The 24,385-nt window shown below is 54.0% G+C and carries 17 protein-coding genes; 5 read left to right on the top strand and 12 right to left on the bottom strand.

From position 1 onward, the window contains the following. Position 1: 1 nt before the first annotated feature. The 6 genes from PED39_04790 to PED39_04765 form a co-directional block, all read right to left on the bottom strand. Positions 2-517, bottom strand: coding sequence for a hypothetical protein (locus tag PED39_04790; GenBank protein ID WII06909.1), 516 nt, complete (start codon positions 515-517; stop codon positions 2-4). Beyond that, entirely contained in the window at positions 514-7,722 is a 7,209-nt protein-coding gene (locus PED39_04785) for an amino acid adenylation domain-containing protein (GenBank protein ID WII06908.1), read from the bottom strand. The genes PED39_04790 and PED39_04785 overlap by 4 nt, the downstream gene beginning before the upstream one ends. A 370-nt stretch (positions 7,723-8,092) precedes the next feature. After that, positions 8,093-8,626, bottom strand: a complete 534-nt coding sequence (locus tag PED39_04780; protein WII06907.1) for a hypothetical protein — start codon at positions 8,624-8,626, stop codon at positions 8,093-8,095. Continuing rightward, the gene (locus PED39_04775; GenBank protein WII06906.1) at positions 8,619-9,677 is read right to left on the bottom strand and encodes an ATP-binding protein; all 1,059 of its coding nucleotides are present in this window, start codon (positions 9,675-9,677) and stop codon (positions 8,619-8,621) included. Before PED39_04775 ends, PED39_04780 begins: the two co-directional genes overlap by 8 nt. Before the next feature lie 229 nt (positions 9,678-9,906). Beyond that, the gene (locus tag PED39_04770) at positions 9,907-10,821 is read right to left on the bottom strand and encodes a DMT family transporter (GenBank protein ID WII06905.1); all 915 of its coding nucleotides are present in this window, start codon (positions 10,819-10,821) and stop codon (positions 9,907-9,909) included. A 14-nt stretch (positions 10,822-10,835) separates the two neighbouring features. After that, complete coding sequence (locus PED39_04765) at positions 10,836-11,504, bottom strand: 4'-phosphopantetheinyl transferase superfamily protein (protein WII06904.1); 669 nt, start codon at positions 11,502-11,504, stop codon at positions 10,836-10,838. A gap of 350 nt (positions 11,505-11,854) precedes the next feature. Here PED39_04765 and PED39_04760 point away from each other — a divergent pair, with 350 nt between their 5' ends. Then, entirely contained in the window at positions 11,855-12,994 is a 1,140-nt protein-coding gene (locus tag PED39_04760) for a Fic family protein (GenBank protein ID WII06903.1), read from the top strand. A gap of 22 nt (positions 12,995-13,016) precedes the next feature. On the opposite strand, the gene pyrH is transcribed toward PED39_04760, so the two are convergent. The 5 genes from pyrH to PED39_04735 all read right to left on the bottom strand — a co-directional run bounded on the left by pyrH (position 13,017) and on the right by PED39_04735 (position 16,877). After that, positions 13,017-13,697, bottom strand: a complete 681-nt coding sequence (pyrH, locus tag PED39_04755; GenBank protein WII06902.1) for a UMP kinase — start codon at positions 13,695-13,697, stop codon at positions 13,017-13,019. A gap of 471 nt (positions 13,698-14,168) precedes the next feature. After that, positions 14,169-14,753 (bottom strand): TetR/AcrR family transcriptional regulator, encoded by a 585-nt coding sequence (locus PED39_04750; GenBank protein WII06901.1) that lies wholly within the window; start codon positions 14,751-14,753, stop codon positions 14,169-14,171. Next, on the bottom strand, positions 14,741-15,535 hold the full coding sequence (locus PED39_04745) for a S41 family peptidase (protein WII06900.1): 795 nt from the start codon (positions 15,533-15,535) through the stop codon (positions 14,741-14,743). The genes PED39_04750 and PED39_04745 overlap by 13 nt, the downstream gene beginning before the upstream one ends. Next, positions 15,532-16,137, bottom strand: coding sequence for a hypothetical protein (locus PED39_04740; protein ID WII06899.1), 606 nt, complete (start codon positions 16,135-16,137; stop codon positions 15,532-15,534). Before PED39_04740 ends, PED39_04745 begins: the two co-directional genes overlap by 4 nt. Before the next feature lie 32 nt (positions 16,138-16,169). Then, the gene (locus PED39_04735) at positions 16,170-16,877 is read right to left on the bottom strand and encodes an ABC transporter ATP-binding protein (protein WII06898.1); all 708 of its coding nucleotides are present in this window, start codon (positions 16,875-16,877) and stop codon (positions 16,170-16,172) included. Positions 16,878-17,505: 628 nt separating this feature from the next. Here PED39_04735 and PED39_04730 point away from each other — a divergent pair. From PED39_04730 to PED39_04715, 4 genes are all read left to right on the top strand, one after another. Then, complete coding sequence (locus PED39_04730) at positions 17,506-17,907, top strand: hypothetical protein (protein WII06897.1); 402 nt, start codon at positions 17,506-17,508, stop codon at positions 17,905-17,907. Between the two features lie 247 nt (positions 17,908-18,154). Next, positions 18,155-18,736: a zinc ribbon domain-containing protein gene (locus PED39_04725; GenBank protein ID WII06896.1), complete on the top strand. Its 582-nt coding sequence runs from the start codon at positions 18,155-18,157 to the stop codon at positions 18,734-18,736. 27 nt (positions 18,737-18,763) lie between these two features. Then, the gene (locus tag PED39_04720) at positions 18,764-19,264 is read left to right on the top strand and encodes a hypothetical protein (protein ID WII06895.1); all 501 of its coding nucleotides are present in this window, start codon (positions 18,764-18,766) and stop codon (positions 19,262-19,264) included. Then, on the top strand, positions 19,257-19,457 hold the full coding sequence (locus PED39_04715; protein ID WII06894.1) for a hypothetical protein: 201 nt from the start codon (positions 19,257-19,259) through the stop codon (positions 19,455-19,457). Before PED39_04720 ends, PED39_04715 begins: the two co-directional genes overlap by 8 nt. Positions 19,458-19,720: 263 nt before the next feature. Here the strand turns inward: PED39_04715 and PED39_04710 are convergent, their stop codons facing one another. Beyond that, positions 19,721-24,292, bottom strand: coding sequence for a hypothetical protein (locus PED39_04710; GenBank protein ID WII06893.1), 4,572 nt, complete (start codon positions 24,290-24,292; stop codon positions 19,721-19,723). Positions 24,293-24,385: the final 93 nt, after the last annotated feature.

Here is a 24,385-nt window from a genome sequence, read left to right as displayed (position 1 = left end):
ATCACGACCCTCCTTCAGTATCGTATCCGATGAACAGGGAAGAATTGATCAGATGCAAGGACATCCCGCCAATAATCGAATGATATATCACCCCATACTCGTCCACATAGTAGTAGCTCAGCTGGTTTTTGTAGATGTCACACAGCACCGTTCCGTGAAAGGTCTTGATGAGAGAGATACCACTTACTTCGCATTTGCTTTTCAGCTCCTCGGAGTTGAACAGGATCTTCGAAAGGAACTCATCCTTTCCGCTAGTGTACGTGATCTCCTGCTCCCCAGCAGTGGTCATGTTAACCGTCAGGATGTCACCGTCCATGTCAGCTATCTCGAATCTGATCTCTGAGCCAAGGGCTTCATTCTTGAATACGTAGAAATCGCCTACGACAAGATCCGTGCGGATCTTGCCGTCATCGTCCGGGAATACGAACAGCAGAACAGACATGGCGATCAATATTATCACGGCGACCGCCGCGAGCGGCTTGCCGCCCTTCCTGATATCGGGGATCCCTTTCATCATTTGAAGAACCTCATGGATTTCAATGCCTTGAACGCTCTGTCGATGTACTGCTCGGAGATGATCGGCCAGGAGAAGCCCAGTCTGTAAAGGGCCTTGATGGAGTATATCTCGTCGGCAGCGATGAACCTCCTGGATTCACCGGCGTTTCCGAGATAGCTGATCAGTCCGGAGACGTACTCTCCCTTGGACTCGTCCTTCAGCGCTTCCATGAACCTCTGGTCGAAGACCTTCTTGGAAACGACCTCCACGGGCATGTCGTTGTCCCTCATGACCTTCAGCACGTTGGCCATGTGGACCTTATGGCAGTTGTTCACATGGAACACGGTGAACTGGTCGGGGGTCCCTGCGAGGATGACCACGGCCTTGGCAACCATGTCTATGGGTGAGAACTCCACCTCGATGTCCATATCGGTGACGGAGAAGAATCCGAGCTTGACATAGGACCTCATCTGCTTCATGAAGGCGTTGGTGTCGAAGTTGATCTGGAATTCACCGTCGCTGTCACGGCTCATCAGGTTTCCGACACGGATGATCTTCGCCCTGAGGCCGGAGGGTATGGCGTCGATCATCGCCTTCTCCGCCATGAACTTGGAGTGGGCGTACTTGTTCTCCAGGTTCTGCCCGAAGAACAGCTCGTTCTCCTTCATCTTCTTGTCGATGGGGACGCTGCCGTTGACGGATTCACCGGCAACGCTCTCGGTTGAGATCTGGACGAGCATCGCGTTCTTCCTCTTGGCGACGTCTATCAGGTTCACGACACCTCCAACGTTGACCCTGTCTATGGAGTCGTCAGCTGCGAAGTGCTTCACTATCGCGGCGCAGTTGATGATCGTGTCGAAGTCCAGGTCCTTCACCTTGTCGTAGAGGTCCTTGTCGGTGATGTCGCAATCCAGGACCTTGACCTTCTCGAGGACGCTCTCGTTGAACATTCCTCCGAAGTAGTACATGAACATCGACTTGAGCCTCTCCTCGGATGTCTGTCCCTTTCCGCTCCTCACAAGACAGAACACCTCCTTGACGTTCCTCCTGAGCAGCTCGTAGAGCACGTGCGATCCGAGGTATCCGGTGCATCCGGTGAGCATGATCTTCTTGGGGCTGTGAGAGCTGATCTCGTCCAGCCTGTCAGCGACGTTGGCTGACAGAGGCCCTTCGTCTGCGACGACCTCTTCCTTCGGTTCCTCGCCTCCGGCTGCGGGCTCCTGCTTGGTGATGAACCTGGCCAGCTGCTCGGGCGTGGGGTTGTCGAATATGTTCTTGTAGACCAGCGGGAAGCCTGCATTCATGCAGTTCAGCACGAGCTTGGATGCGGAGATCGATGTTCCTCCGATCGCGAAGAAGTCGTCGTCCGCATACACCTTCTCCAGCCCTAGGACGGTGGCGAAGATCTCGCACAGCTTCTTCTCCGCCTCGCTCTTGGGCATCCTGCCCTCCATCCTGGATGAATCAAGTGTGGGTTCGGGCAGCTTGCGCTTGTCCACCTTGCTGTTGACGTTCAGCGGTATCCTGTCCAGCTGCATCGTGGCGGCAGGCACCATGTAAGGCGGCTTCCTCTCCCCGATGAACCTGTTGAGAGCTTCCACATCGACCTTGCTGTCTGATACGACATAGGCCGCGATGTACTTTCCGCCGGCCGGAGAATCGAAGGCAGCTACCGTGGCATCCCTGATTCCGGGGAACTCGCGGATGACCTTCTCCACTTCTGTAAGTTCGACCCTGAAGCCTCTGACCTTGACCTGGCCGTCGTTCCTTCCGATGCACTCGATCGTACCGTCGGTGAGCCATCTGACGATGTCCCCGGTGCGGTATGCACGCGAGTAGTACGGATCGTTGGTGAACGGGTTCTTGATGAAGACCTCGGAGGTCTTGTCCGGCCTGTTCAGGTATCCTCTGGACACCTGCGGTCCGGCCACATAAAGCTCTCCGAGGGCGCCTACGGGAAGGAGATGTCCGTTGCGGTCCACGACGTAGGCCTTGGTGTTGTCCGTGGGCCTTCCGATCGGGCACAGCGGATTGTCGTCCTTGACGCGGTGGCTTGTAACGTAGACCGATGTCTCCGTAGGACCGTAGATGTTGACGAAATCCACCCACGGGACGGGGTTCACGGGGACAAGTTTCTCTCCGCCGACCAGGAAATGCTTCAGCGTCTTGCATTTGGTCATGGTGACGAACTGCCTTCCCACCTGGGTGGTCATGAATCCGTGGGTGATGCCGTTGTCTACGAAGTAGCGGTCCACCTCGGGCAGGTCGAGGCGCATGTCCTCAGGGATTATATGCAGCTCCCCACCGTTGCACAGCGAGGTGAAGATGTCCATCATGTTCGCATCGAAACCGTAGCTGGCGTAGGATGCCGTGCGCATCTTGTTGCTGCCCTCCAGGTTCCTGGTGTAGTGGTTGATGATGGACTTCACGTTGCCGTTCTCCAGGATGCATCCCTTGGGGGTTCCGGTGGTACCAGAGGTGTAGAGTATGGTGAAGGCGTCCAGCGGACCGCAGACGGTTCCCTTAGGGGTTCCGTCCGGAAGGTCGGCTATCTCGTCCGTGAACAGGACGTCGCCCTGATACTCGTCGATGATTTCCCTGAGCTTGCGGTCGACGATGACCAGCTTGGCACCGGAATCCTTGACCATGAAGTTGAGCCTCTCCTTCGGATAGGAGGGGTCCAGAGGCTGGTATGCCGCTCCGGACCTGATGATTCCTACCGTCGCGAGTGCGATCCACTCGCTCCTCGGGACCAGGACGGATACGAAGTCCTCCTTGCCTATGCCCTTGGACTCCAGCAGGACGCAGATCTTCCTCGAGATCTCATCGAGCTGCTTGTAGGTCATCCTGACGTCCTTGTATGCGACCGCGATGGAATCCGGAGTCTCCTTCATCCACTTCTCGATCATCATGTACGGGGGCACTTCCAGATCCTGCTCCGCTCCGGTCTGGTCGAATCCCTCGAGGACCTTTGCTGCCCTGTCGCTCAGAACGGTGACATCGGCCAGCTCGTCCCTCTTCAGGAATCCTTCCACAGCGGTGTCGAATGCGTCCACCAGACTCTCGACGAATCCGTGGCTGTAGAGTGCCTTATCGTACTCGCACTCGTAGTGCAGCTTGCCTTTGACCTCGGAGAGCATGAATGTGATCGGGCTCTTCACCAGGTCCGACGAGAGGCGGATCTGCTCCGCGGGTGCTCCGCAGATGGTCTCGAATCCGAACATCGCTCCCTGGTAGACGAACAGCATATCGGATTTCACACCGAACTCCTTGTTGATCTCGGCGAAGGACATCACGCTGTTCGACATGCTGTCCATGAGCTGCTGGGAGATGCCGCGGACATAATCCTGGGTCTTGCCCTTGACATGGCAGACCACAGGCATGGTCTTCACCATCATGGCAACGGTCTCCGCGGTACGTGAATCGTCCCTTCCGTTGTATACCGTGGCGAAGACGGGATCCTCGGTTCCGCAGAACTTGGAGAGCACGAATCCGAACACGGAGCACATCATTCCGTTGACGGTGACTCCCTTCTCGCTGCAGTACTTCTGAATCTCATCAGTAGACGCTCCGTCGGTGACGACGGAACCCAATCCCTTGTCCTTGCTGTAGAGGTCTGTCCTGGGAAGGATGTCGGTCTCGCATCCTCCCAGGAGGTTATCGTAATATGTCTTGGCCTTGTCCAGCGCCTCGGGCGTGCGTGCCTCGTTCTCGGACATCACTACCTCGAATCCGCTGAACTTCTCCTTCTCCAGCTCCTCTCCGGCGTATGCGCGGGACACGGAGTCCAGGAAGTTGTTCATCGACGTTCCGTCGGAGATGATGTGATGCATGTCGATGTACAGGTACCTCTCCGACTGCGTCTCCAGAATCCTGAGCCTGAACAGCCTGTCGCCGATGATATTGTACGGCTTGCACAGATTGGATTTGGCCTTCTCCAGGTCATCGACTTTCTCGACAGGGATATCCGCTACACCGTAGTCCTCCTTGTCCTCCCTACTCTGCTGGACATCGCCTGAGGAGTCCAGGAAGATCCTGGTGCGGATGAAGCTGTGGGCGTTCACCGCCTTGACCAAAGATTCCCTCAGCTTCTCGACATCCAGATCCTTGGAGATCTTGAACAGGAGAGGGATGTTGTAAACGGTGCTGCCGGGGTTGGCGATGCACTCGGCGAATATTCCCTCCTGCGTCTTGGACAGTGCATAGCTGTCCTTCTGCTCATAGGTCTTCGAGGGCGACCTGGATCCGATGAGCTTCTCCAGCTTCCTTACGGTGGAGTTCTCCTTCAGGCCCTTGATCTGCATGTCCACACCGAACTCCTTGAACAGGAGGACGTTCAGTTGGATGGTGGTGATTGAAGTCAGTCCTGCTGCGTACAGGTCCGTGTCCACTCCGAATGCGTCTGTGCCGATCACTCCTTTGACGATGTCGAATATCTTCTGCTGGACATCATTCTCGGGCGGAGTCAGGTCCTCGGCCTGGATCTCCGGTTTCGGAAGCTTGCGCTTGTCCACCTTGCTGTTGACGTTTAGCGGGATAGCATCGATCTGCATGGTGACCGCCGGTACCATGTACGGCGGCTTCCTCTCGGCGATGAACGAGTTGAGCTCGTTCACGTCGATCTTGGAATCTGATACGACGTATGCTGCGATGAACTTTCCACCGGAAGGTGCATCGAATGCTGCCACCGTCGCATCCTTGATTCCGGGGAACTCGCGGATGACCTTCTCCACTTCGGTCAGTTCGATCCTGAATCCCCTTACCTTGACCTGTCCGTCGTTCCTGCCGATGTACTCGATAGCTCCGTCCGGCAGCCATCTGACGATGTCCCCGGTGCGGTATGCGCGGCGGTACTTCTGCTCGCTGCAGAACGGATTGACTATGAAGACCTCGGAGGTCTTGTCGGGCCTGTTAAGATATCCTCTAGTGACCTGCGGTCCGGCGACGACCAGCTCACCGGGGATTCCAACTGGAAGCTGGCGTCCGTTCTTGTCCATGATGTACGCCTTGATGTTGTCGTTGGGCCTTCCGATGGGGCACAGCGGATTGTCGTCCTTGACCTGCTGGTATGTGACGTATACAGTGGTCTCTGTGGGACCGTAGAGGTTCACGAAGTCCAGCCACTCCGGCGGGTTGACGGGGACCAGCTTCTCCCCTCCGAGGGAGAAGTGCTTCAGCGTCTTGCATTCCGTCATGGTTACGAACTGCCTTCCCACCTGTGTGGTCATGAAAGCATGCGTGATCTGATTCTCCGTGAAATAACGGTCCATCGCCATGATGTCCAGGCGCATCTCCTCTGGTATGATGTAGAGGTGTGCATCAAAGCAGAGCGTGGTGAAGATGTCCATCATCGATGCGTCGAAACCGTAGCTGGCGTATGTGATCGCACGGCTGTTCTCATCTATCTGGAAATGCCTCTGGTGATGGTTAAGGAAGGATGTGAGGTTCCTGTTCTCCAGGATGCATCCTTTGGGTGTTCCGGTTGTACCCGAGGTGTAGAGTATGGTGAACGGATCCTGGGGTTTGTGCTCGTATTCCTCATCCGATGGTTTCAGAGATGGGATCTCGTCGGTGAACAGGACGTCTCCGTTGTACTCATCCAGGATGTCCCTCAGGGACCTGTCGGCTATGAGGAGCTTCGCTCCGGAGTCCTTGACCATGAAGTTGAGCCTCTCCTTCGGATAGGACGGGTCCAGGGGCTGGTAGGCGGCTCCCGCCCTGAGAACTCCGATGGAAGCGGTTACCATGAGCTGTCCTCTGGGGATCAAAATGGAGACGAAGTCCTCCCTTCCGATGCCTTTGGAATGGATGCAGGCGGCTATCGCGGATGTGACGGAATCCATCTGGCCGTAGGTAATCTGCTCTTCCTTGAACACTGATGCTACGGAGTCGGGAGTCTCCTTCATCCATTTGCGGATCATATCGTAAGGCGTGACGGTGAGGTCCTGATCGACATCTGTCTGGTTGAACCCGTCGATGATCTCGGCGGATTCATCATCCATCAGATCGATCTCGTCCAGACGTTCCTTGACTAGCAGCTCCTGGGCAAGCTTGATGTATGCGCGGAGCAGGGCCTTCATCATCCCTTCGGTGTACATGTCCGCGCGGTAGGACAGGTCGATGACGTAGTCGCCTGTCTTGGAGTCGGCGTCGACGACCTCGAATGTCATCGCTGCGCCGGAGACGTATTTCTTATTGTAGATGCGCTCGACGTTGCCGTCGTAGCCCTCCACGAACTTGAGCTTCGAGACATCCTTCTGGTAGGCCATGGTGATGTCGGCGTTCAGGCCGAACTCCTGAGCCAGCTCGATGTAGGACATCGAATCGTTCCTGTATGTGCCCTCCAGGCGCTGATATGTCGTGGAGATGATGTCGCGGATGGATCCCTTGGAGATGTCGGTGTAGACCGGGATGGTCCTCACGAACATGTTGATGGTGTCCTCGTTCTCAGGTCTCCTGCCGTTGTGGACCGATGTGATGAACGAGTTGTCCTTCCCGGCCATCCTGGCCGTCAGGACGCCCATGACGGTGATAAAGAATGCAGTACGGTTGGTGCCGACTTCCTTGCGGAGTGCACGGAACCTCTCCTCGTCAATGTGGAAGGGCTGCACGATCCTTCCCTGGGAGGGGGTGTCGGAATAGACGTCCCTCGGAGGGAGCGAATCGGTCTCGATGCCGTCCAGGAACGAGGCGTAGAACTTCTTCGCCTCGGCCTTCTCCCCATCGGTCTTGGAGTCCTCATAGGCCACCTCGTCCTGCATGGTGAATTTCTCTTTCTCGAGGGGCTTGCCCTTGTACGCGTCGCCCAGGTCCCTTGCCAGGACCTTGTTCGCGCTGCCGTCGTAGATGAGGTGATGGATATCCATGAAGAGGTAGTTGCCTGAAGGGGTCCTGTAGATCTCGAATCTGGCCAGAGGGCCTTTCGCAAGGTCGAAGGGCACGACCAGATCGTCCTTGACAGAATCGAACTCCTCGTCGGACATGTCTTTGACGATCGCGTGCACCTCGCAGTCCAGTTCCTGGACCAGCTGACCGCTGTCATCAGCGAACACCCTGGTCCTCAGTCCGGGATGCGCCTCCACCAGAGCGTCAACGGCCCTGACGAGTCTATCCACGTCCATATGGTCCGGCATCCTCTCGATGGCGGGGATGTTGTATCTGGTGGAATCAGGGTTCTGAATGCACTCTGCGTAGATCCCGTACTGTACCTTACTTAATCTGAACATGTCCATCACTTCATGTCGCTCGACCAGGAAGGACGCTGCCTGTGACGGTCTCTGATCCTGAACTACATCATAGCCACGCCGTCCATCACCCTGGGGCATAAACCTTGGATGGATGTTATGTCTTATTCCGATTTAATGGCCTTGCCCTTGAATCTCTTCACTGAAGCACTGGATCAGGCTAGATATCTGCTGGGGTTGTAATCCACTGCATTGAAAACCGATGTATTCAGGATGTGTAACATATTCTCTTTCACAAATTCCTCGGTCTGACAGTCGAATATGTTCTTCTGGCCAAGCTCTGAATACATATCCCTTGTAGGCATACTTCTGTCCTAATTCACCAAGAGATTGGCCTTCATCAGATTCAAGTCTATGATCCGCCTCCACATATCAGGCAGGTTTTTTCCCACATCTGCCAATGCGGGATCCCCCTCTTTTCCGACCATTTCCTTGTAATGGTTGATGTCATCCACAGAAACTCTTTCGTCGAGATATGACGAATCATCAGGATGTGCGATGTGTTTATATGATTCAACATCGGGTAATTGATGTACATCTTCCCATTCTCGGTCGAATCATCGAAATAATCTAGCGCCTTCCTTACTCTTCTACTATCGAAATTCTGATCTTGCAGATCCATATCGAACATGAGGAATATGTCCGTGAATGTTCTGTCGAGAACATCGCCTCCGCTCCCGGTTCTACAGGATTTCAGATATTCCTGGAAATCCAGATCCGTGTCGATATCACCGCCTTCGAACATTCCATCCAGCATCTTGTGCAGACTTGTGCCATAACTGAATACGGAATAATCCCTATCGTCGCGGGTACTGCGATGAGGGCCTTGAGGAATCTGGGCTCCGTCCTCCCCCCCTTCAAGGACGAATAGTATATCCTTAGTCATCGAACTCACCGTTGCGGTACATCTTTTCCAGATTGTGACCCTCGCGGAGCTCCCTTCCAGTGGAATCGGAGAATGAACGGATACGCCCGTTATCGATGGTCAGGCAGCAGTCAGGCCTCAAAAGGGAATTCCTAAGAAGGGATATGTTGTGAGTCGTAAACACCGTCTGGAAACCTTCCATCTGTGAGACCATCCTCACTATCCTCTCAGACATCTCGTAATGATAGTATGCATCGAATTCATCCATGTATACAAATCTGACATCTCCGAAATGCTTGTACCAATAATAGAAAAGGGCGAATACCCTCGTTCCTGTGGACGATATTGACTCGAATGTAAGCTGTCTGTTCCTGAACTTCTGGACGAAGACTCCTGGCGTTCCCGGCATCTTCACCACACCCAGATCAGCCTCGACCTCAGCATATTCCTTCAACATTCTCTTGAAATCCTCGGTGAGCCCGTTGTTGATTATGTAATCATAGATGAACTCACCGGTCTTGCCATAACCGATGAATCCGTTTCCTTCTATGTCGGATTTGAAATACAGCATATGTGAGACAAAATCCATGATGAATGATATCGGAGATTCTTTGTTCTGAACAGTGTTCGCATTTATGTAACGGACGACCGAGAGTGCACCGTTGTCCATGTCCATACGGAGATTGTCGGCGTTGATCTTGGAAAGGCCCTTGTAATCGCTCTTGTCGCCGTCACGCAGGAATATGAGCTTCCCATTGACCTCCAGTTCCTCATAGGATATCGTCCTCGGATCGGTCTTGCGATAAATGTATCTTATCGTACGGTCTCCATCTTGGAATTCGTATTCGAATGTGGCATACTTCTTGGTGGAATCCCCGTTCAAATAGGATCCAGGATCGATTTGCCTGTTGTATACCACGTTGTCCGTCAGCGTTACGACAATGTCGAAGATTGCAAGGCCGAGGTTCGTCTTCCCGGAACCGTTCTTTCCGAGTAGTATGACCTTGTTAAGAAGACCGTTGCTTATGCATTGATCATTGAACGAATAATTGCGCACGGCTGTGAAATCCATCACCGTGCGACCCTTAAAATTTTTGTAGTTCTCAACCGCGAATCTTCTCAGCATATTATCCCATTACCGTAATATTTTTACGGCATATAAAAGTATCTATATCCCGTAATAAAATTACGGATATTAGAAAAATTCAATCTTTGATATATAAAGTCTAGATTGTTTTTTCTATGTATTGTGAATCATCAAAAACTAGAATCTAGCTATTCTTCGGGTAAGTACGCATACCTCATGAATCGTAACTCTTTCCCTTGAATCTCTTCACAAGAGATTCAGGCGGGTCCAATAGGATTATGGCGGCCATGACGAGTATTATACCGATCACATCGGTCCAATGGAACTCGTCTCCGAACACCAATACTCCGCATAACGTGGACACTATCAGGCTCGAGGTGATCACGATGGAGACTGTGGCCGGGTCCATACGGCGGATCGAATAGATGACCAGATAGTTGAGCGCCAGTGTACACAGTATTCCCATGACGATGATGCATGCCAAGAGGATCCAGTCGGAACTAGCCACGGTCCAGATCGTGTTGAAATCCGCCAACGGCGCGACCAGGATCGCGCTGAACAGGAAGAAATAGAACATGGCGCTGTTCTCCGAATACCCTCTCTCCCCGATGACCTTTCCGCCTATGGTGAAGGCCGCCAGGGTCATTCCTGAGAGCAGCCCTATCGCGACTCCGAGTATGTCGATATTGTCGACACCATTGACCAATCCGATGATGAACACGCAGCCGACGAAGGCCATCACAACGGCGAGGACCTTCCTTCTGGTGACCTTGTCCCCGAAGAGGAAGTATGCAAAGACCAGCATGAAGTATGGGCTGGTCATCTCTAGCACCGCCGCCACTTCCAGAGGCAGCGTCTCCTGAGCGGTGAACACGCACACGTTGCTGATGACGTTGAACGCTCCGAACAGGGCGAATATCCAAAGGTCGCGTATCCTGACCTTGAAGGCTGAACGGTCGATGGCCAGAAGGATCAGTGCGAACACTATGGCGGTCACTCCCTCGCGGCAGGCACAGATCTCCATCGGACCCAATCCTGCATTGAGCAGATCCTTGGAGAACATGTTGAGGAGACCTGCGAGGATCGCGGCCAGAAGTACCATTGCGAAGGGTGACGGCTTGAAGCTCACGAAGGTCTAAGGTATTACGAGTATTTAGCGAGGTCTACATACTCCATCTTCGGAGAGAAGTCCTCCGCCAGGGAGCAGACGGCGTATCTGTAGCCGTCGTTCATGTCGTATTCCTTGAAATGATAGACGTTGCCGTCGACGGTTTGGTCCACGGATATATCCTCACCCAAGTGGATGCAGAATGAATCCAGAGGGAGCTCGAATCCCAGGCCGGTGGCCTTCATGAAGCTCTCCTTGAGGGTCCAGAAACGATAGAACATGCCGTCCCTGTCATCAGCGGAGGAGATCGTTCCGTACTCGGAACCGAAGAAGTACCTCCTGGCGATGTCCATATCGATGGGTTGTATGTGCTCGACGTCGCATCCCAGGTCGATATCGGATACAGAGCACATCACGCGATGCTCGGAATGTGAGAGATTGAATTGGATGTCCGAGCCTTCCATTATAGGCTTGCCGTTCTTCCGGTATCCTATGCGGACACTGTCGGGATCCTCTCCCAGGCCATCCAGGGCCCTGCGGAGCAGCAGCCATGCGCCTGCGGACAGCGCCTTGTCCTTGGCGAAGACGAAGGAATCCGCCTTCTCCCTGCGGTATTCCGGAAGGACGGAGTATGCCCTGCCGTAGACGTCTGGATGAAGAAGGAGGTCGGTATCCGAATAGTATGTGACGACTGTCCGGGGCATGTCGTTTCCTTGATTGTAATCGGAGTTGATTATCGTTTGTGAATGTACTCGGTCAAAAAGAAACGTGATGTGTGACAGCAATATTCCATTGAATCTTCATTGAAAAGTGTGCGATATTTTCTATCTACTTTTCAATCATATTTAAGCAATTTATAAAAGAATGACTTATTTTGATGTACAAAACAACAAAGTGTATAGCTAACGGTATTAAACTGCCACTACTGAAGGAAAAAAGAATGGTTCGCACCCCAGTCACTGCCTTATTTACACTAATTATAATAAATTTTTATCACAATAACCAACAAATCATCAGATTATTTATATATAGATATCAATTATGATAAATTATTATGATAATAAACTATGATAAATACAGAAGATTCTATGCGGATCTGGTCCCTGTACGGCACAAGAGGAAGGACCTCACCAAAATAGATGTCAGGCTCAGCAAAGGCTACAGGGATGCCATCCGCGACATCGGCGATATGGACAGGACACTGGGGTCCTTCGTCCTTGCCGAGAAGGACTACACCGATCTCGTTCAGGAGGCACATGCGGTGAATGCCCATTGGTCCACGAAGATCGAAGGGAACAGGATGAGCCTCAGGGAGGTCGAGGAATCCTCGCGCATGATGATGAGATCGGAGGGGATCGTCAGGGCAACCGACCCCGGCAACCAGCAGGAGATCCTCAACCACCTGTATTCATACTACGTCCCCGGCCTCTTCCGGCTGCCGTGGGATACCGGTACGGTGTCTGCGGTGCACAGATACCTGTTGACCGGCACCGACGAGGATTGCGTGCCAGGGAGGATCAGGACGGACGGGGAGGAAGTGCACGTGGTGGCCGGGGACCAGGAGGTTTTCATCGGATGCCCTTCCGTACATGTGATGACCGAGTTATCGGATCTGATGGAATGGCTGAGGGACTCGCCATTGGAGAGCATCGTCACCGCCGTCGTGTTCTTCCATGAGTTCGAGAGCATACATCCGTTCCTGGAAGGGAACGGGAGGACGGGGCGCTCGCTCTTCCATATCCTGATGCAGGAACTTGGGTACAGAAACTTCAACCTCTGCAAGATCGACGACAAGCTCCTCGGTGACGGAGATGTGTACTACAACCTTCTGAGGTACACGGACAAGACCGGGGATTATTCACCCTTGGTGGAGTTCTTCATCGACTGCATCCAATCCGCCTACGGCGAGGCCGTGAGAGAATTCGGGGAGAAGGATGTGCTGAAAGGACTGGACCTGAACTCCAGGCAGCTGGCCATTCGTGCGAAGGAAAGGAAGGAATGGTTCACGATGCAGGAGGCATCGTCCTGGGCCGACGGTATCGGGGACCAATCGGTGAGGAACAGGCTCAACGCACTGGCGGACATGGGCGTGCTCGAGAAACAGGGGAAGACAAGGTCCATGACGTTCAGGTTCAACGATCCGTTCAGAAGGATAAGGGAGAGCCTGGGAGATGTGCTGCCTGAATCCGATTGACGGATCCTTTGTATTATCCGAATCAGTGAGAATCCACGAAGGTCCCGTTGATCTCCTTCCCCAGAATGGCGTTCCTGAGCTCGTCCAGGTTCCTTCCGTCGATGATCAGGATATCCATCCTGTTCTCCTTGGCGAGCTTCACTCCCAGCGGATCGAACACGCTGGACTTGGACGCCCCGTGCTCCTTGTAAACGATATCCCCCAGCTCATCGATCGTCATGTTGGTGATCTTCTTCGCGTCGGGGTTCTTCCTGGGGTCGTCGGTGTAGACAGCGTCGACGGATGTCCCGTTGATGATCCTGTCCGCCTTCATAGCGGCGGCCAGCATCGAGGATACTGCATCGGTTGTGTGTCCGGGGACGGTACCACCCATCACCGCGATCTTCCCTGGGACGGATGCCTTGGCCGTCTCCTCCACGTCGCCGGTGACCGTATCGGGCATGTCGCCGAGTGCTAGGCTGAGGAGCTGGGCGTTCATCCTCGTGGCCGCTATGCCCAGGATGTCCTGCGCGTAGGTGTCCCCTCCGAGATCCCTGGCGATGCCTGCGTAGTACCTGGCCGTCTTGCCCCCGCCGCATACGACGGCGATCTGGACCTCCTTGGAGACCTCCTTAAGCATCTCCGCAAGTCTGCGTATGAAATCCGCATCGTTCTCTCCGGGCACGAGGATGGAACCTCCGATGGACACGACGACCTTATCCATGTTATCGGGCCTGGATGGGGCTGGACCAATATGAATGTGTTTATGGAGCGATGGAGAAGAGGACGAAAGAATCGAACATTTGATGAAGTGGGTGTCAAAGAAGAACGGAGCATTCGGCGCTATGCGCCTTATGCTCCTGTCAGCCACTTCGCCTGGAGGCTCACTGATTGGATGAGCATCCAATTATAATTGGATTGCAATCCAATAAATCCCTTCCGTAATCCATGGAAGACGGTTATGTTATCAGGCACAGGTACCTCGATATGATGATGGAATACCGCAGAAATCCGGAGCTCATCAAGGTCCTCACAGGTATCCGCAGATGCGGCAAATCCGTCATACTGGAGCAGTTCCGCGAGAGACTCGTGTCCGAAGGGTTCCCGAGGGCATCGAGGTCATCGATGCCGTGGATTTCTCCTGGAGGAAAGAAGAGGGGATTGCGGAGCACCAGGTGCTCCGCGGGCCCTTATCTCAGTTCGATTCGCCCTTATTGGACACCACGCCGTTCATTATCTTGTCGATGCACAGTTCCATCAAATCCTCCGATGCCTCCGTCCTGTCGGCGAAGACCAGAGCGGCCATGCCGTTGGCGATGGCCACCATGTACTTGATGTCGAACATCAGCTCGGGATGTTCGTCGGCGAGGCATCCGTACTTGTCCTCGAATATCCTCTTGATGACCTCCTCCACGGTCCTGTACTTTGGAGGAAGCGGGCCGTGGCTATGGGCATGCTGGATGTAGAAACGTGCCTTCTGCGGGTTCTCCATCAGGTATCCGAAGTACGCCCTCCAGAGATCGGACAGATAGGAACGGATGTTCTCCACCGTGCACACCTCCGGGCCGGACACCTCGTGCAGCCTGAGCCTGATCTCGTGGCAGATGAGGGTGAAGCAGCTGGACATCAGGTTCCTCTTGGTACCGTAGTAATGGATGATGAGCGTCTTGCTGCATCCGAGCTCGGTAGCTATATCGTCCAGCGACACCGTCGCCCCCTTGATGTGGTAGAGCTCGATGGTCTTCAGCAGGATGTCGTTCTTCTTGTTCATGTCATCCATCCCTCCGAGCGCAGCATCTCGTATGCCAATTCCAGATAGTCGTTTATGTTCGCGGAGTCGAAGCCGACGATCTTCATGGTGGATCCGGATCCTACCGCGTTGGGGACCTCCCACTTGTAGGCCGCATAGCGGAACATATAGTTCGGATCTGCATGGAATCCGCCCATGAGCTCCATTCCGACACCGCATGCCGGAGGCTCCACTCCGATGGCGACACAGTTCTTCATCTTGCCGAATATGCAAGACGCCAGCATCTCCGCGCATCCGCGCGTGTCCCTGTTGGTGAAGAGGAAGACCTTGTATGGTCTGAACTCGGCACCTTTGGACGATGTGCTGCACTCGTGCCCGCGGTACTTCTGTCTGCAGATCTCCCCGCCCGCCAGCGCGGCGGACATCCTCATCGCGGCCCTGCAATCGTCTCCAGTTGAGGATCTTAGGTCTATGATCAGGACGTCGGGAGAGGATTTCCTGATCGATGACAGCGCCCTGTTGACGGAATCGTCGCAGACGTGATACATCCTCAGGGTCATAACCGAGTCCTCCGTGCGGTCCACCGTGATGCTGGTGTTCACCGGCATCCTCGAATAGATCCTGGTCACCCTGTCCGAAGGGACATTGTCGGTGAGCCAAGAATTGATCACCTCCGGACTCCTCTCCTTCCCATCCAGGAGCTGCTCCTTCCTCTTCTCGAAGGAAGCTATCCAGTCCATGAATAGGTAGGAGTTCTCGTACGCATCCACCATCCTGAGCACGTCAGTGCCGCTTAACGCCCTGTCCATCATATCCCCTCCAACATGCGTTGCTTGGACGGCAGCCATACCGCCCGCATGAGCTCGGCCACGAGCCACATGATTATCACCGCCGATACCAGCAGCGCCACGAATATCGGCCAGTCTACGGATCCCTCCGACAGGAACAATCCTACCGCCATCGCTATGAAGATGAGTGTCACACCGTCTCCTTTCCTCCTTCCGAAGCGGATTATTGCCATCCACCTCAGTAGGACCAGGAGGTTAGATACGAATACCAGGGCTATCAGGATCGCCACGCATCCTGCCTCCAACGACAGCGACCATCCGCCCACCATGAGCAGGCATGCCATGGTTAGCGACGATATGGCGGTGCATATGAGCGTCCTCTTCAGGAGGAGCCTCATGGATCTCTCCGACACAGTCGGCATGTCCCTGCTGAGGATCAGCACCATGGTCATGTCCCCCAGAGGGAAGGCCCTGTGGAAACGGAGCGACATCACCAATGGCGTCACCAACAGCAGAGGCGACAGCTGATGGAACGGCACCCAATGCATCATCAACAGGATGATGATCGGCATCAGGATCGAGAGCCCTATCAGGACCTCCTTCCTCTCGTCGAACCTCTCCTTCACATAGGAGAGATGGACCGGCGTGAACCTTCCGATCAGAATCTCGCCCCCCTCATGAGCGCGAGATATCTCTCGGTAAGATCGAGTCCCTCCCTGTTGTCGATTATGTCCAGAACCTTGCCTTTCTTGAGGAACAGCAGGGTGTCGCTTACCCTCTGGAGACTCATTAGGTCGTTGGAGCTTATTACGAATGACGTACCTAGAGACTTCAGGGCTCTGACGTACCCCTCCAGATGGATACGGCCTTCTGTATCCAGACAGGAGAACGGTTCGTCCATGATCACGAGGTCGGGAAGTCCCACCATGGTCCTGGCGTAGGACAGTCCTTTCCTCATCCCGTCTGACAGGGTACCCGGCATGGAATCCTTGCGGCCGACAAGTTTCACCGCTTCCAGGATGTCCTCGATGTCGGAGTCCATCCTGTGCCTGCCGGGATATCCTCTGTAACACTGGTAGAACATCTCGAGATTCTCGGAGACGGTCATATCGAACGCTGCCGCGGTATCTGCGACGTAATGGATGCCTGCTTCGCAGGGATCTACCTCGGCGACGTCCTTCCCATCAACTGTCACTGTACCATGGCTGTCATACAGTCCGGCTATCGTCAATAGGAGGGTGGTCTTTCCGGAACCATTAGGTCCGCATACCCCCAAGCATTTGGACTCGGGGACGCTGAACGTAACGTTCTCCAGAACCGTCCTGTTCGATAGCATGGCAGTCAGACCGTTCACTTTCAGTTCCAAATCGATACCCCTGATGTTAACTCCCTTTCGATCAATCCCCTCCGAGCGGGCGCGACGTGAAATGTATGAGTCCTCTCGATATATAACCGAGACCTTTCCGAATGGTCAGTCCGACAATACATCCAGCAATGGGGAAATGAGGGTGAGAAATCGTGTCCGGGATAACACGAATCGACGAAGTGCTATAATGGATTCTCGATGAGATAGCTAGGGGAGAAGAACAGCCTGTCCGCCCGGGCAACAAGAGTCGTCGACGGACCCGGAATGAAATACAGTCACTACTATGCCGAAAGCGCCCTGTTCAGTGGGCCTAGGTAACCGGCTGTCCGCATCTTTCTCGGGCTGACAGGCAAATGTATCGAGGGGCTGCAGGATATATAATCAAGACCTTTCCAGATGGTCAGATTTTGTAAGGTGTCTGAAGGATTCGTTTCTAGTAAGAAAGATAAAAACAGGTCACTTGAAAAGTAACATTCAATACCTATCGTAGATCTTTAGACCTGCTATTCGACGGACAGGGAATTCTTACCTTTTGGTACCGTACCGCCTGGAAAGGCCTTGGTTAAATATTGACAGATTCTCTCTATCACTGCGGAACACTCTGCCGAGAAATCCGCAGGATAAGGACATGAATGGAGAAGGAATCACGATGCACGACGCTGTCGGGCTGACCGTTCCGGGTACGGCATTCGCGCCAGGATTGGATGTGCACTGCATTCCGATCGAGGTCACCAGTCATACGTACTGCGGTTTCGATCTAACCGACGATAGCGGAAGCGCAACTGCATCGTATCCCGAACCACATCCGGACATGCCTGATGACAGGAACGGACCAGAGGGCCATTCATTACCTGGTGGCCTGCCGTTCATCGTGTCCTATGCGAGGGCCCGCCTCCGTGACAGCGACAAGACCTGCGCTGTGGGGAGGTCCATCACCACACACGGTCGGGACAATATCATGGGTCCCGGTAACCTTGCCGAGACGTCCGGAGAGACTGATTCATTGGTATCTCCATCGGGATACTCGTGATTCTCACGGTGTACCGGTATACAGCAGGTGTCTCCTGGCCGGACGGCATAGGATCCTCAGGGGTACGACCGTGAAAAAGGCCCGACAGCCCAAAGGCATGATCCAAAGCGGATCCGACGGCAGAGTGTTCTGCGCACATTACCCGCTACGCGGAGTACCCGTGCATACTGCAGAGATTTAGATGCGTGGCTGGTCCAGAAGTGGAACCTAAACGGTGAAGCCTGTTCTGACTCGAAACGGTGAGATAGTGGCTAGGATATGTTGGAAATGCGGAAGAATGCATGACGAAGGCGAATCATCATGTCCGTTCTGCGGAGCAACATTCGCCTCCGAGGACGAAACATATCAGAACGACGGCAGGACCATATCGTCCGAGAACCGCGACGCATATCTGAGATCCGGACCTCCCAAGTACAGGCGTAACCGCGATTCCATCCTTACAGCTATCATCCCCATAATCATCTTGATTCTGGTGGCGTATGCCGTCATTGACCTCACCGGCATCCTGAAACCGGACATAGTGTATGACTACGGGACCGATGAGGTGGAGACGGGACCTGAATGGAACAAGGTCACATACCAAATCTTCCTGGCTGACAACAAGTTTTTGTACATCGACTGGTCCGGGATCTCCTTCGAGCTGAACGTCGGCGAGGAATTGTATTCCCCATCTCAGACGGACATGAAGAACCTGGGTTTGGTCTATGCTGGTAAGGTGTCGTTCACGATACCTTCGTCGCAGACCTATGAGGATGCGGTACTGAACCTGACGTACACGGATGGGAAGTATTCGTTCGAAAGGGATACGTCGCTCATTAGGTCCCGCTGAAAGAAGGAGGAGGCGGTCAAAATTAAGATGGATCCGCTCTATATGGTTGCGCTGTGGCTGATGATAAACAGTGCGGTCGTTCTTGCTGTATATACCGTTGCATTCCTCATATGGGAACTGGACACCGATGCCCAATTGGTGTTCCAAGTTACGGTGTTCATTCCGATCCTGATGTCGCTTGTGCCTATGTTGGTGTGTTACAGGCGCGATATGAGTCTGACCTCCATTATGAACGGAGAGGATTATGATGACGAAAGGGATCGGAGAACCATAGTCAGGATTAGGAAGTCGATCAGCCGCCGGTATCGCATCGTCATAGTATCGCTGCTTTTGATCATTGTCACCATCTGGATGCTGAGATTGGCAGGCATCATCACCTCGGATATCCCCCATCTGATCGTAATGGGGCCCGTCATTTTGATCATAGGCATAGGTTCGCTCCTTCAAGAGAACGCAATCAGGAACGCTTCTCTGCGATGGACCGGAATTTACCATTTTGTCCTTATGACCAGAGTTCCGATTGACTGACGTTCAGTTACCGCTTGATAAGGTCTTGAATAAATATCCGCAGAACGCCTTCAGTATTGCAGACCTGTTCTGCAGAAGGGATTGCTATGGGCAATATGACAAACTGGTCGATAAAGGAATGGTTGATTGTGATTACGGTCTTTCTGATCGCGGTGCTCCTGAGCTGGCTGTCGTGGATGTTGTTGGCGGGTGATTTCGGCGAGGATGCTGTATGGGCAGGATATTGCCTGCTTCCGGCGTTCTTGATCATCCTGCTGATATGCATTGCGGCCTATCGCAGAGGCGACAGGATCTCTCCTCCGATACGCAAAGAATCGGATGAACTGAAGCCGTAACCGTTCCCAACGGCCAGGGTCACCCTGGCCTCTTTCCTTTTCTTGGATTCATCAGATCTGTGAGACCGTGTCCTGAGTGAATGGAACTCGGCACTTCTATTCTGCATTAGAGTTTGCTTCATCAGCGCCTGTCGAGGCTGAGGGCAAGGTAGATGGCCATTATCGAAAGGATGACGAACAACAGGGACAGCAGGAGATTGGTTATGGTCAGTTCGGACTCCTTCTCCGGTTCGACGGGTTCCGGAGAGATGGGTTCGGTACCGGACAGCTGGAATGTGCGGAGCGCATATCCCTTCTCGTCATCGTAGCCGTCGGTCCCTGACAGGACGAACTTCCGATCCTCCAGGACGTTGCCGTGGCGGTCCGAGAGCTGTACCCCGGAGGCGGTCTCCTCGTACTTCTTCATCAGGGTGTAGGTGACCTCGTATGTGCCTGCCTCGAGCATCTTTGTGGAGACGAAGACGTTGCCGCCTGTGTTCAGCAGCAGGATACCGTCGATGGAGACGGACTTCAGCCCGGAATCGGTCACGATGGTGACGTAGTATATTTTGTGGTTGACGTTCAGCTCATAGTCCTTGCCCATTGTGAGGTCGACGGTGTCTACCTCCTCCCCGTCCAGCATCCACTTTCCAGCTATGGAATCCTCTACCGTCGGTCTGCCTATATCTGCTTCGGTGCAGGTGCTGTCGCCGGGGACGTACACCGTCATGTAGAGCTCCCCGTCCACGTAGAATCTGGATGCCTTCATGTCGGTCACCGCGTCGTCGGATATGGTGGAGCCTGCCCTGAGATAGATGATGCCGGCATCATCGGCGAATCCGATGGATCTCGCTGACGCGATAGCTGTAGCGGAGAGGTCGTCGGACTCCATTCCGATGTACAATGATGTGACCGTGAGGGATCCGCCATGGGATTCTCCGTTGGTGTTGTCAGCTGGCAGGACAACAAGGGATCCGAGGATCGTTGCGCTGACGACGGTCAGCGAACCTGCTGATGTGGATTTGTTCTCACTTGCGGGGTTCTTCCCACTGTTGACGATGACGGTACCGTCGACCGTCATCGTGTAGATCGATACCTTCCCAGCAATGGCCAAAGCGGAACCCGCATTCACTTCGAATCCCACTGTTTCGGGGACGGTCAGACCCGTTGCGGTGACCGTTCCGTCCGTCAGAGTGATTACAGGAGTCTTGGACTTCGCACCCTTCGTTACTGATCCGCTCAGGATAAGGCCGGAATCGAATGTTGCTGTGAAGCCTCTGATGCCCTTGATCTCTGCGACATTTGTGCCGTTGGAGATTGTTCCATCGAATGTTCCCAAAGCAACCAACCGTGCGTTGGCTGCCGTGATGTCTGCCGTCAGCGAGCTGCCTTCGGCGACGATGATCGTAGCAGGTTCGTCTGCAGACTTTCCCATGACGGAGACGGCGCCTCCGTCTACTGCGCCGTAAGCGAAGATCGTCGCATCTTCTGCGTCCATCACATCGATCGATGCTGTTCTGAGGGGCGTTACGTTCACGTATGGCCCTCTGTCGTACACGCAGTAGTACATTGCGGCGACCTTGTACTTCGCATAGATCGTTGCGGGATTATCGCTCTCGCCCGTCATGAACACACCGTTGACCACGAGCTCCGAAGGAGACGATCCGTCGAATGTTCCGGCGATACCGTTGAAGGCTGTGACCGTACCGTCGATGGTGATGACCGTTCTCGGACCTAAAGCCAGCTGCGTCTTGTAGGGTGCTGCTAGCGTGACCCCCTCTTTCACGGTCACGTTGGACCTGAATGTTACTGTCTCGGTCGATGTGATGGTGACCGTGTCGCCAGGATTGGCATTGTTCAATGCATTGTAAACGTTGGTGTATATCGAGGAGACTTCCCCTTCCACTGCCACATCGCAATTGACGTGAGCAAGCCTGTTGTCATCCTTGTTCTCGAATTCAAGGGTACCGTACACGGTCACGCCGTTCCCTCTGAAGACGGCCCCGTCCGCGAACTTGACAACCGCGGAGGTGTTGGTCCTGGACCCGATGGTCACGTCCCCTCTGTTGCTCAGCTCCACGGTCGAAGGCACATACAGATTCGAGTTCAGCGCGTAAGCTCCGTAGATGGTGATCGCGGTGGCTCCGGCATCCATTGCCTTCTCGAGCGTGGTGTAATAGTGATAGATGCTGCTGAGGTCGTCAGGCTTGTAGTAGGCCCCGATCATGTTGGTCGGGGTGTCGACGTTCGTCCTCAGGGTGATGAGTCCGGTGGAAGCCACCTTTCCGGTCACCGATAGGCGGGCATCGCTGCTCAGGACGTATAAGTTGCCGGAGACCGCGAGCTTGTTCGCGGCCACGTTCAGTACCACCTTGTCGCCGAGGTAGAGGTCTTCCTTGACCATCGGCGTGGATCCCGATATGGTGACCACCGGATAATCGTTGGATCCGTTTGGCAGGACATAGTCCATGTGTCCAGAGATATCCATTCCCCTGGAGGTCGTTCCGGATGCCACTGTTAACTTGATTCCCTCGAGTCCGGTCCTGTCGTCGATTCCGTCGGTCGAACCGTCGTGGGATGCCACGGTGAACGTGTTGACACCGTCCTTTATCGTTAGTACTGCGCTTGTGGAGGCTGATGTCTGGCGGGCGATGGTGACCTCTCTCACATCGGCCTCTGCACCTGTGGTCGCCAGGACGAGCTCCGAGCTGAGCCCCATGTATGCATCGTCAAGGATGAGCTTCCCCCCGATTGAGGTGGATTTGGATTCGGCGGAGAAGGTGCCTTCGATGACGACCTTGGATCCGGCCGAGGTCTTGAGACTGACACCGACGTTGTTGTATGCGTAGAGGTCCAGGTTACCCTGCGATTCCAGGGACCCCCCGTTCGCTATGCTGAGAGGTCCGCTCGCGGTGACCGTGTCCTCTGCTCCGAGTATGATGTTCGATCCGCGCCAACCTTCTATAGAACCTGTGACTGACGATGATTCGAGGTTATAGACGCGGAGATAGGCTCCGTCCTTCACCTCGATGTCCCCCTTGACGTCTAGTATGGCGGAATCGGAATCGATGATCAGAGTCGATCCCTGATCGATGGTCAGCGTCATCCCCTCGGGGATGGTGAGTGTGCCCCATACCGTGACGACGGAATTGTTGCGTATCGTGAGGTCGCTGATGAGGTCAACGCTCTGAGTCTGGTGGAAGGTCGCTCCGCCCATCATGGTTCCGCCGATGCCCATCCTGGACAGTGCTTCTGTGAAGTCTATGGTACCGGTGCCGTTCTGGTCATCGACCTTGACCTTGGAGGACATCCACATGCCTTTGTGCGCCTTGAATGTCCCGGAGCATTTCAAAGCCGTTGACGCTGCGGAGGAATCCAATCCTCCTTTAACGATCATCCTGCCTGATGATGCACCCAGACTGGTGGCCTTGTCGACCAGGAAGTTCTCGCCCATGACCAGCCTGGAATCCGCCGATATGTTAATGTAATCGTTCTCGTACACGTGGAAATTGTTGGCTACAGTGAATGTCCCTGATTCCAGAGAGATCCTCGTGTAACTCGTCGAAACAATGGCCGTTCCCGTCTCCGAGATGGTGAGGGTGCCTGTGTATTCCTCCACATAGGCCTTGTTGCTGTTGATGACGTCCCCGGTGCCGTTCAGATTGTTCAGGGTGATGTGGGCAGTGGCGTTGTTCAAAGTGGCTGTGATGCCTGCATTGGAGAATCTGCCCGCCTCCACCTTGCCGTAGATGAAAGGTGCAGCCGCAGCAGCTTCGATGCCTGCGCTGGTGCTTGAGATCGTCACATTACCATCGTTAAGCGGACTGTTACTGGCGACCTGCACTGCCTTGGTCGCATAGAAATTGATGGATACGTTAGTTGTCATGAATCCGTAATTCAATTCGCCGGCAGTCATCGTTGCAACACCTTTGTCCATCGTGAAACCCATGCTGGATGCTGCTTCTGTTATACCAATGACCATCGTGCCTGTTGCGGCGGTTCCAATCGAGAAGGTAATGACTCCGGTTGATGCAGTTGCTGCTCTGACGGTCGCTGTGGCAACGGCTGTCGTGCCTGCGGTTCCGTTGGAGTAGGTAAGAGAACTCACGGTGTATGTTCCCATGGATCCTACGGGGAAGACGATCAACTGCTCGTTGTAATATGCGGTCTTGGACCCATCGGTGAGGAAGGTGTATGTCGTGCCGTCCTTCTTGTACGGCGTCTTCAACGTCGTGTGCTCATCCATCGTGGTTATGCTGAAATGATCTGTATTTCCGGCATTGTTGCTTGCTGTGATGGTTTGTGTATAAACTCCGCCGGCAGCCACGACAAACTCCAGCTTGGTATCCTTGTAATAGGTCACCTGACCTGATATCCAGGAGTCGCTGGCCGTTGCCGCGACGTACGCAGTGACAGTTATGGAATGGGTGCTCTTCGATGCGAATGTGACCGAAGCGCCGTGCCTGACGAAGACAGTTACGGAGTAATCTCCGTCAGAACCTGCGCTTACAGTGTCCCCATTGTCCGCGTAGTAGTATGCACCATTACCTGTAAGAGTGACTGAGGTATCGATGGCGTTGATCGTCAGATCCGATGTCGTCTCCTCTGTGTTGGCAGCATCGTTCTGCTCTGATGTTGCGATGACAGTGATGACTGAGAAGGCCATGACGAATACGGCCAAGACTGCCAGGAACTTTGTATTCCTCGCGCTCATCACCATTTTCTCCTTACAGCGGACCGCCCAACTGGTTAGAAGCGTCATTCAGGTTCCTGTTCCCTTTCTAATCATCTCAATGGAACGGAATCC

The sequence above is a fragment of the Methanomassiliicoccales archaeon LGM-RCC1 genome (assembly GCA_030168575.1).
Lineage (GTDB): Archaea > Thermoplasmatota > Thermoplasmata > Methanomassiliicoccales > Methanomethylophilaceae > Methanoprimaticola.
Note: the sequence above shows the minus strand (reverse complement) of the source record. Positions and strands in the feature narration are given on the sequence as shown.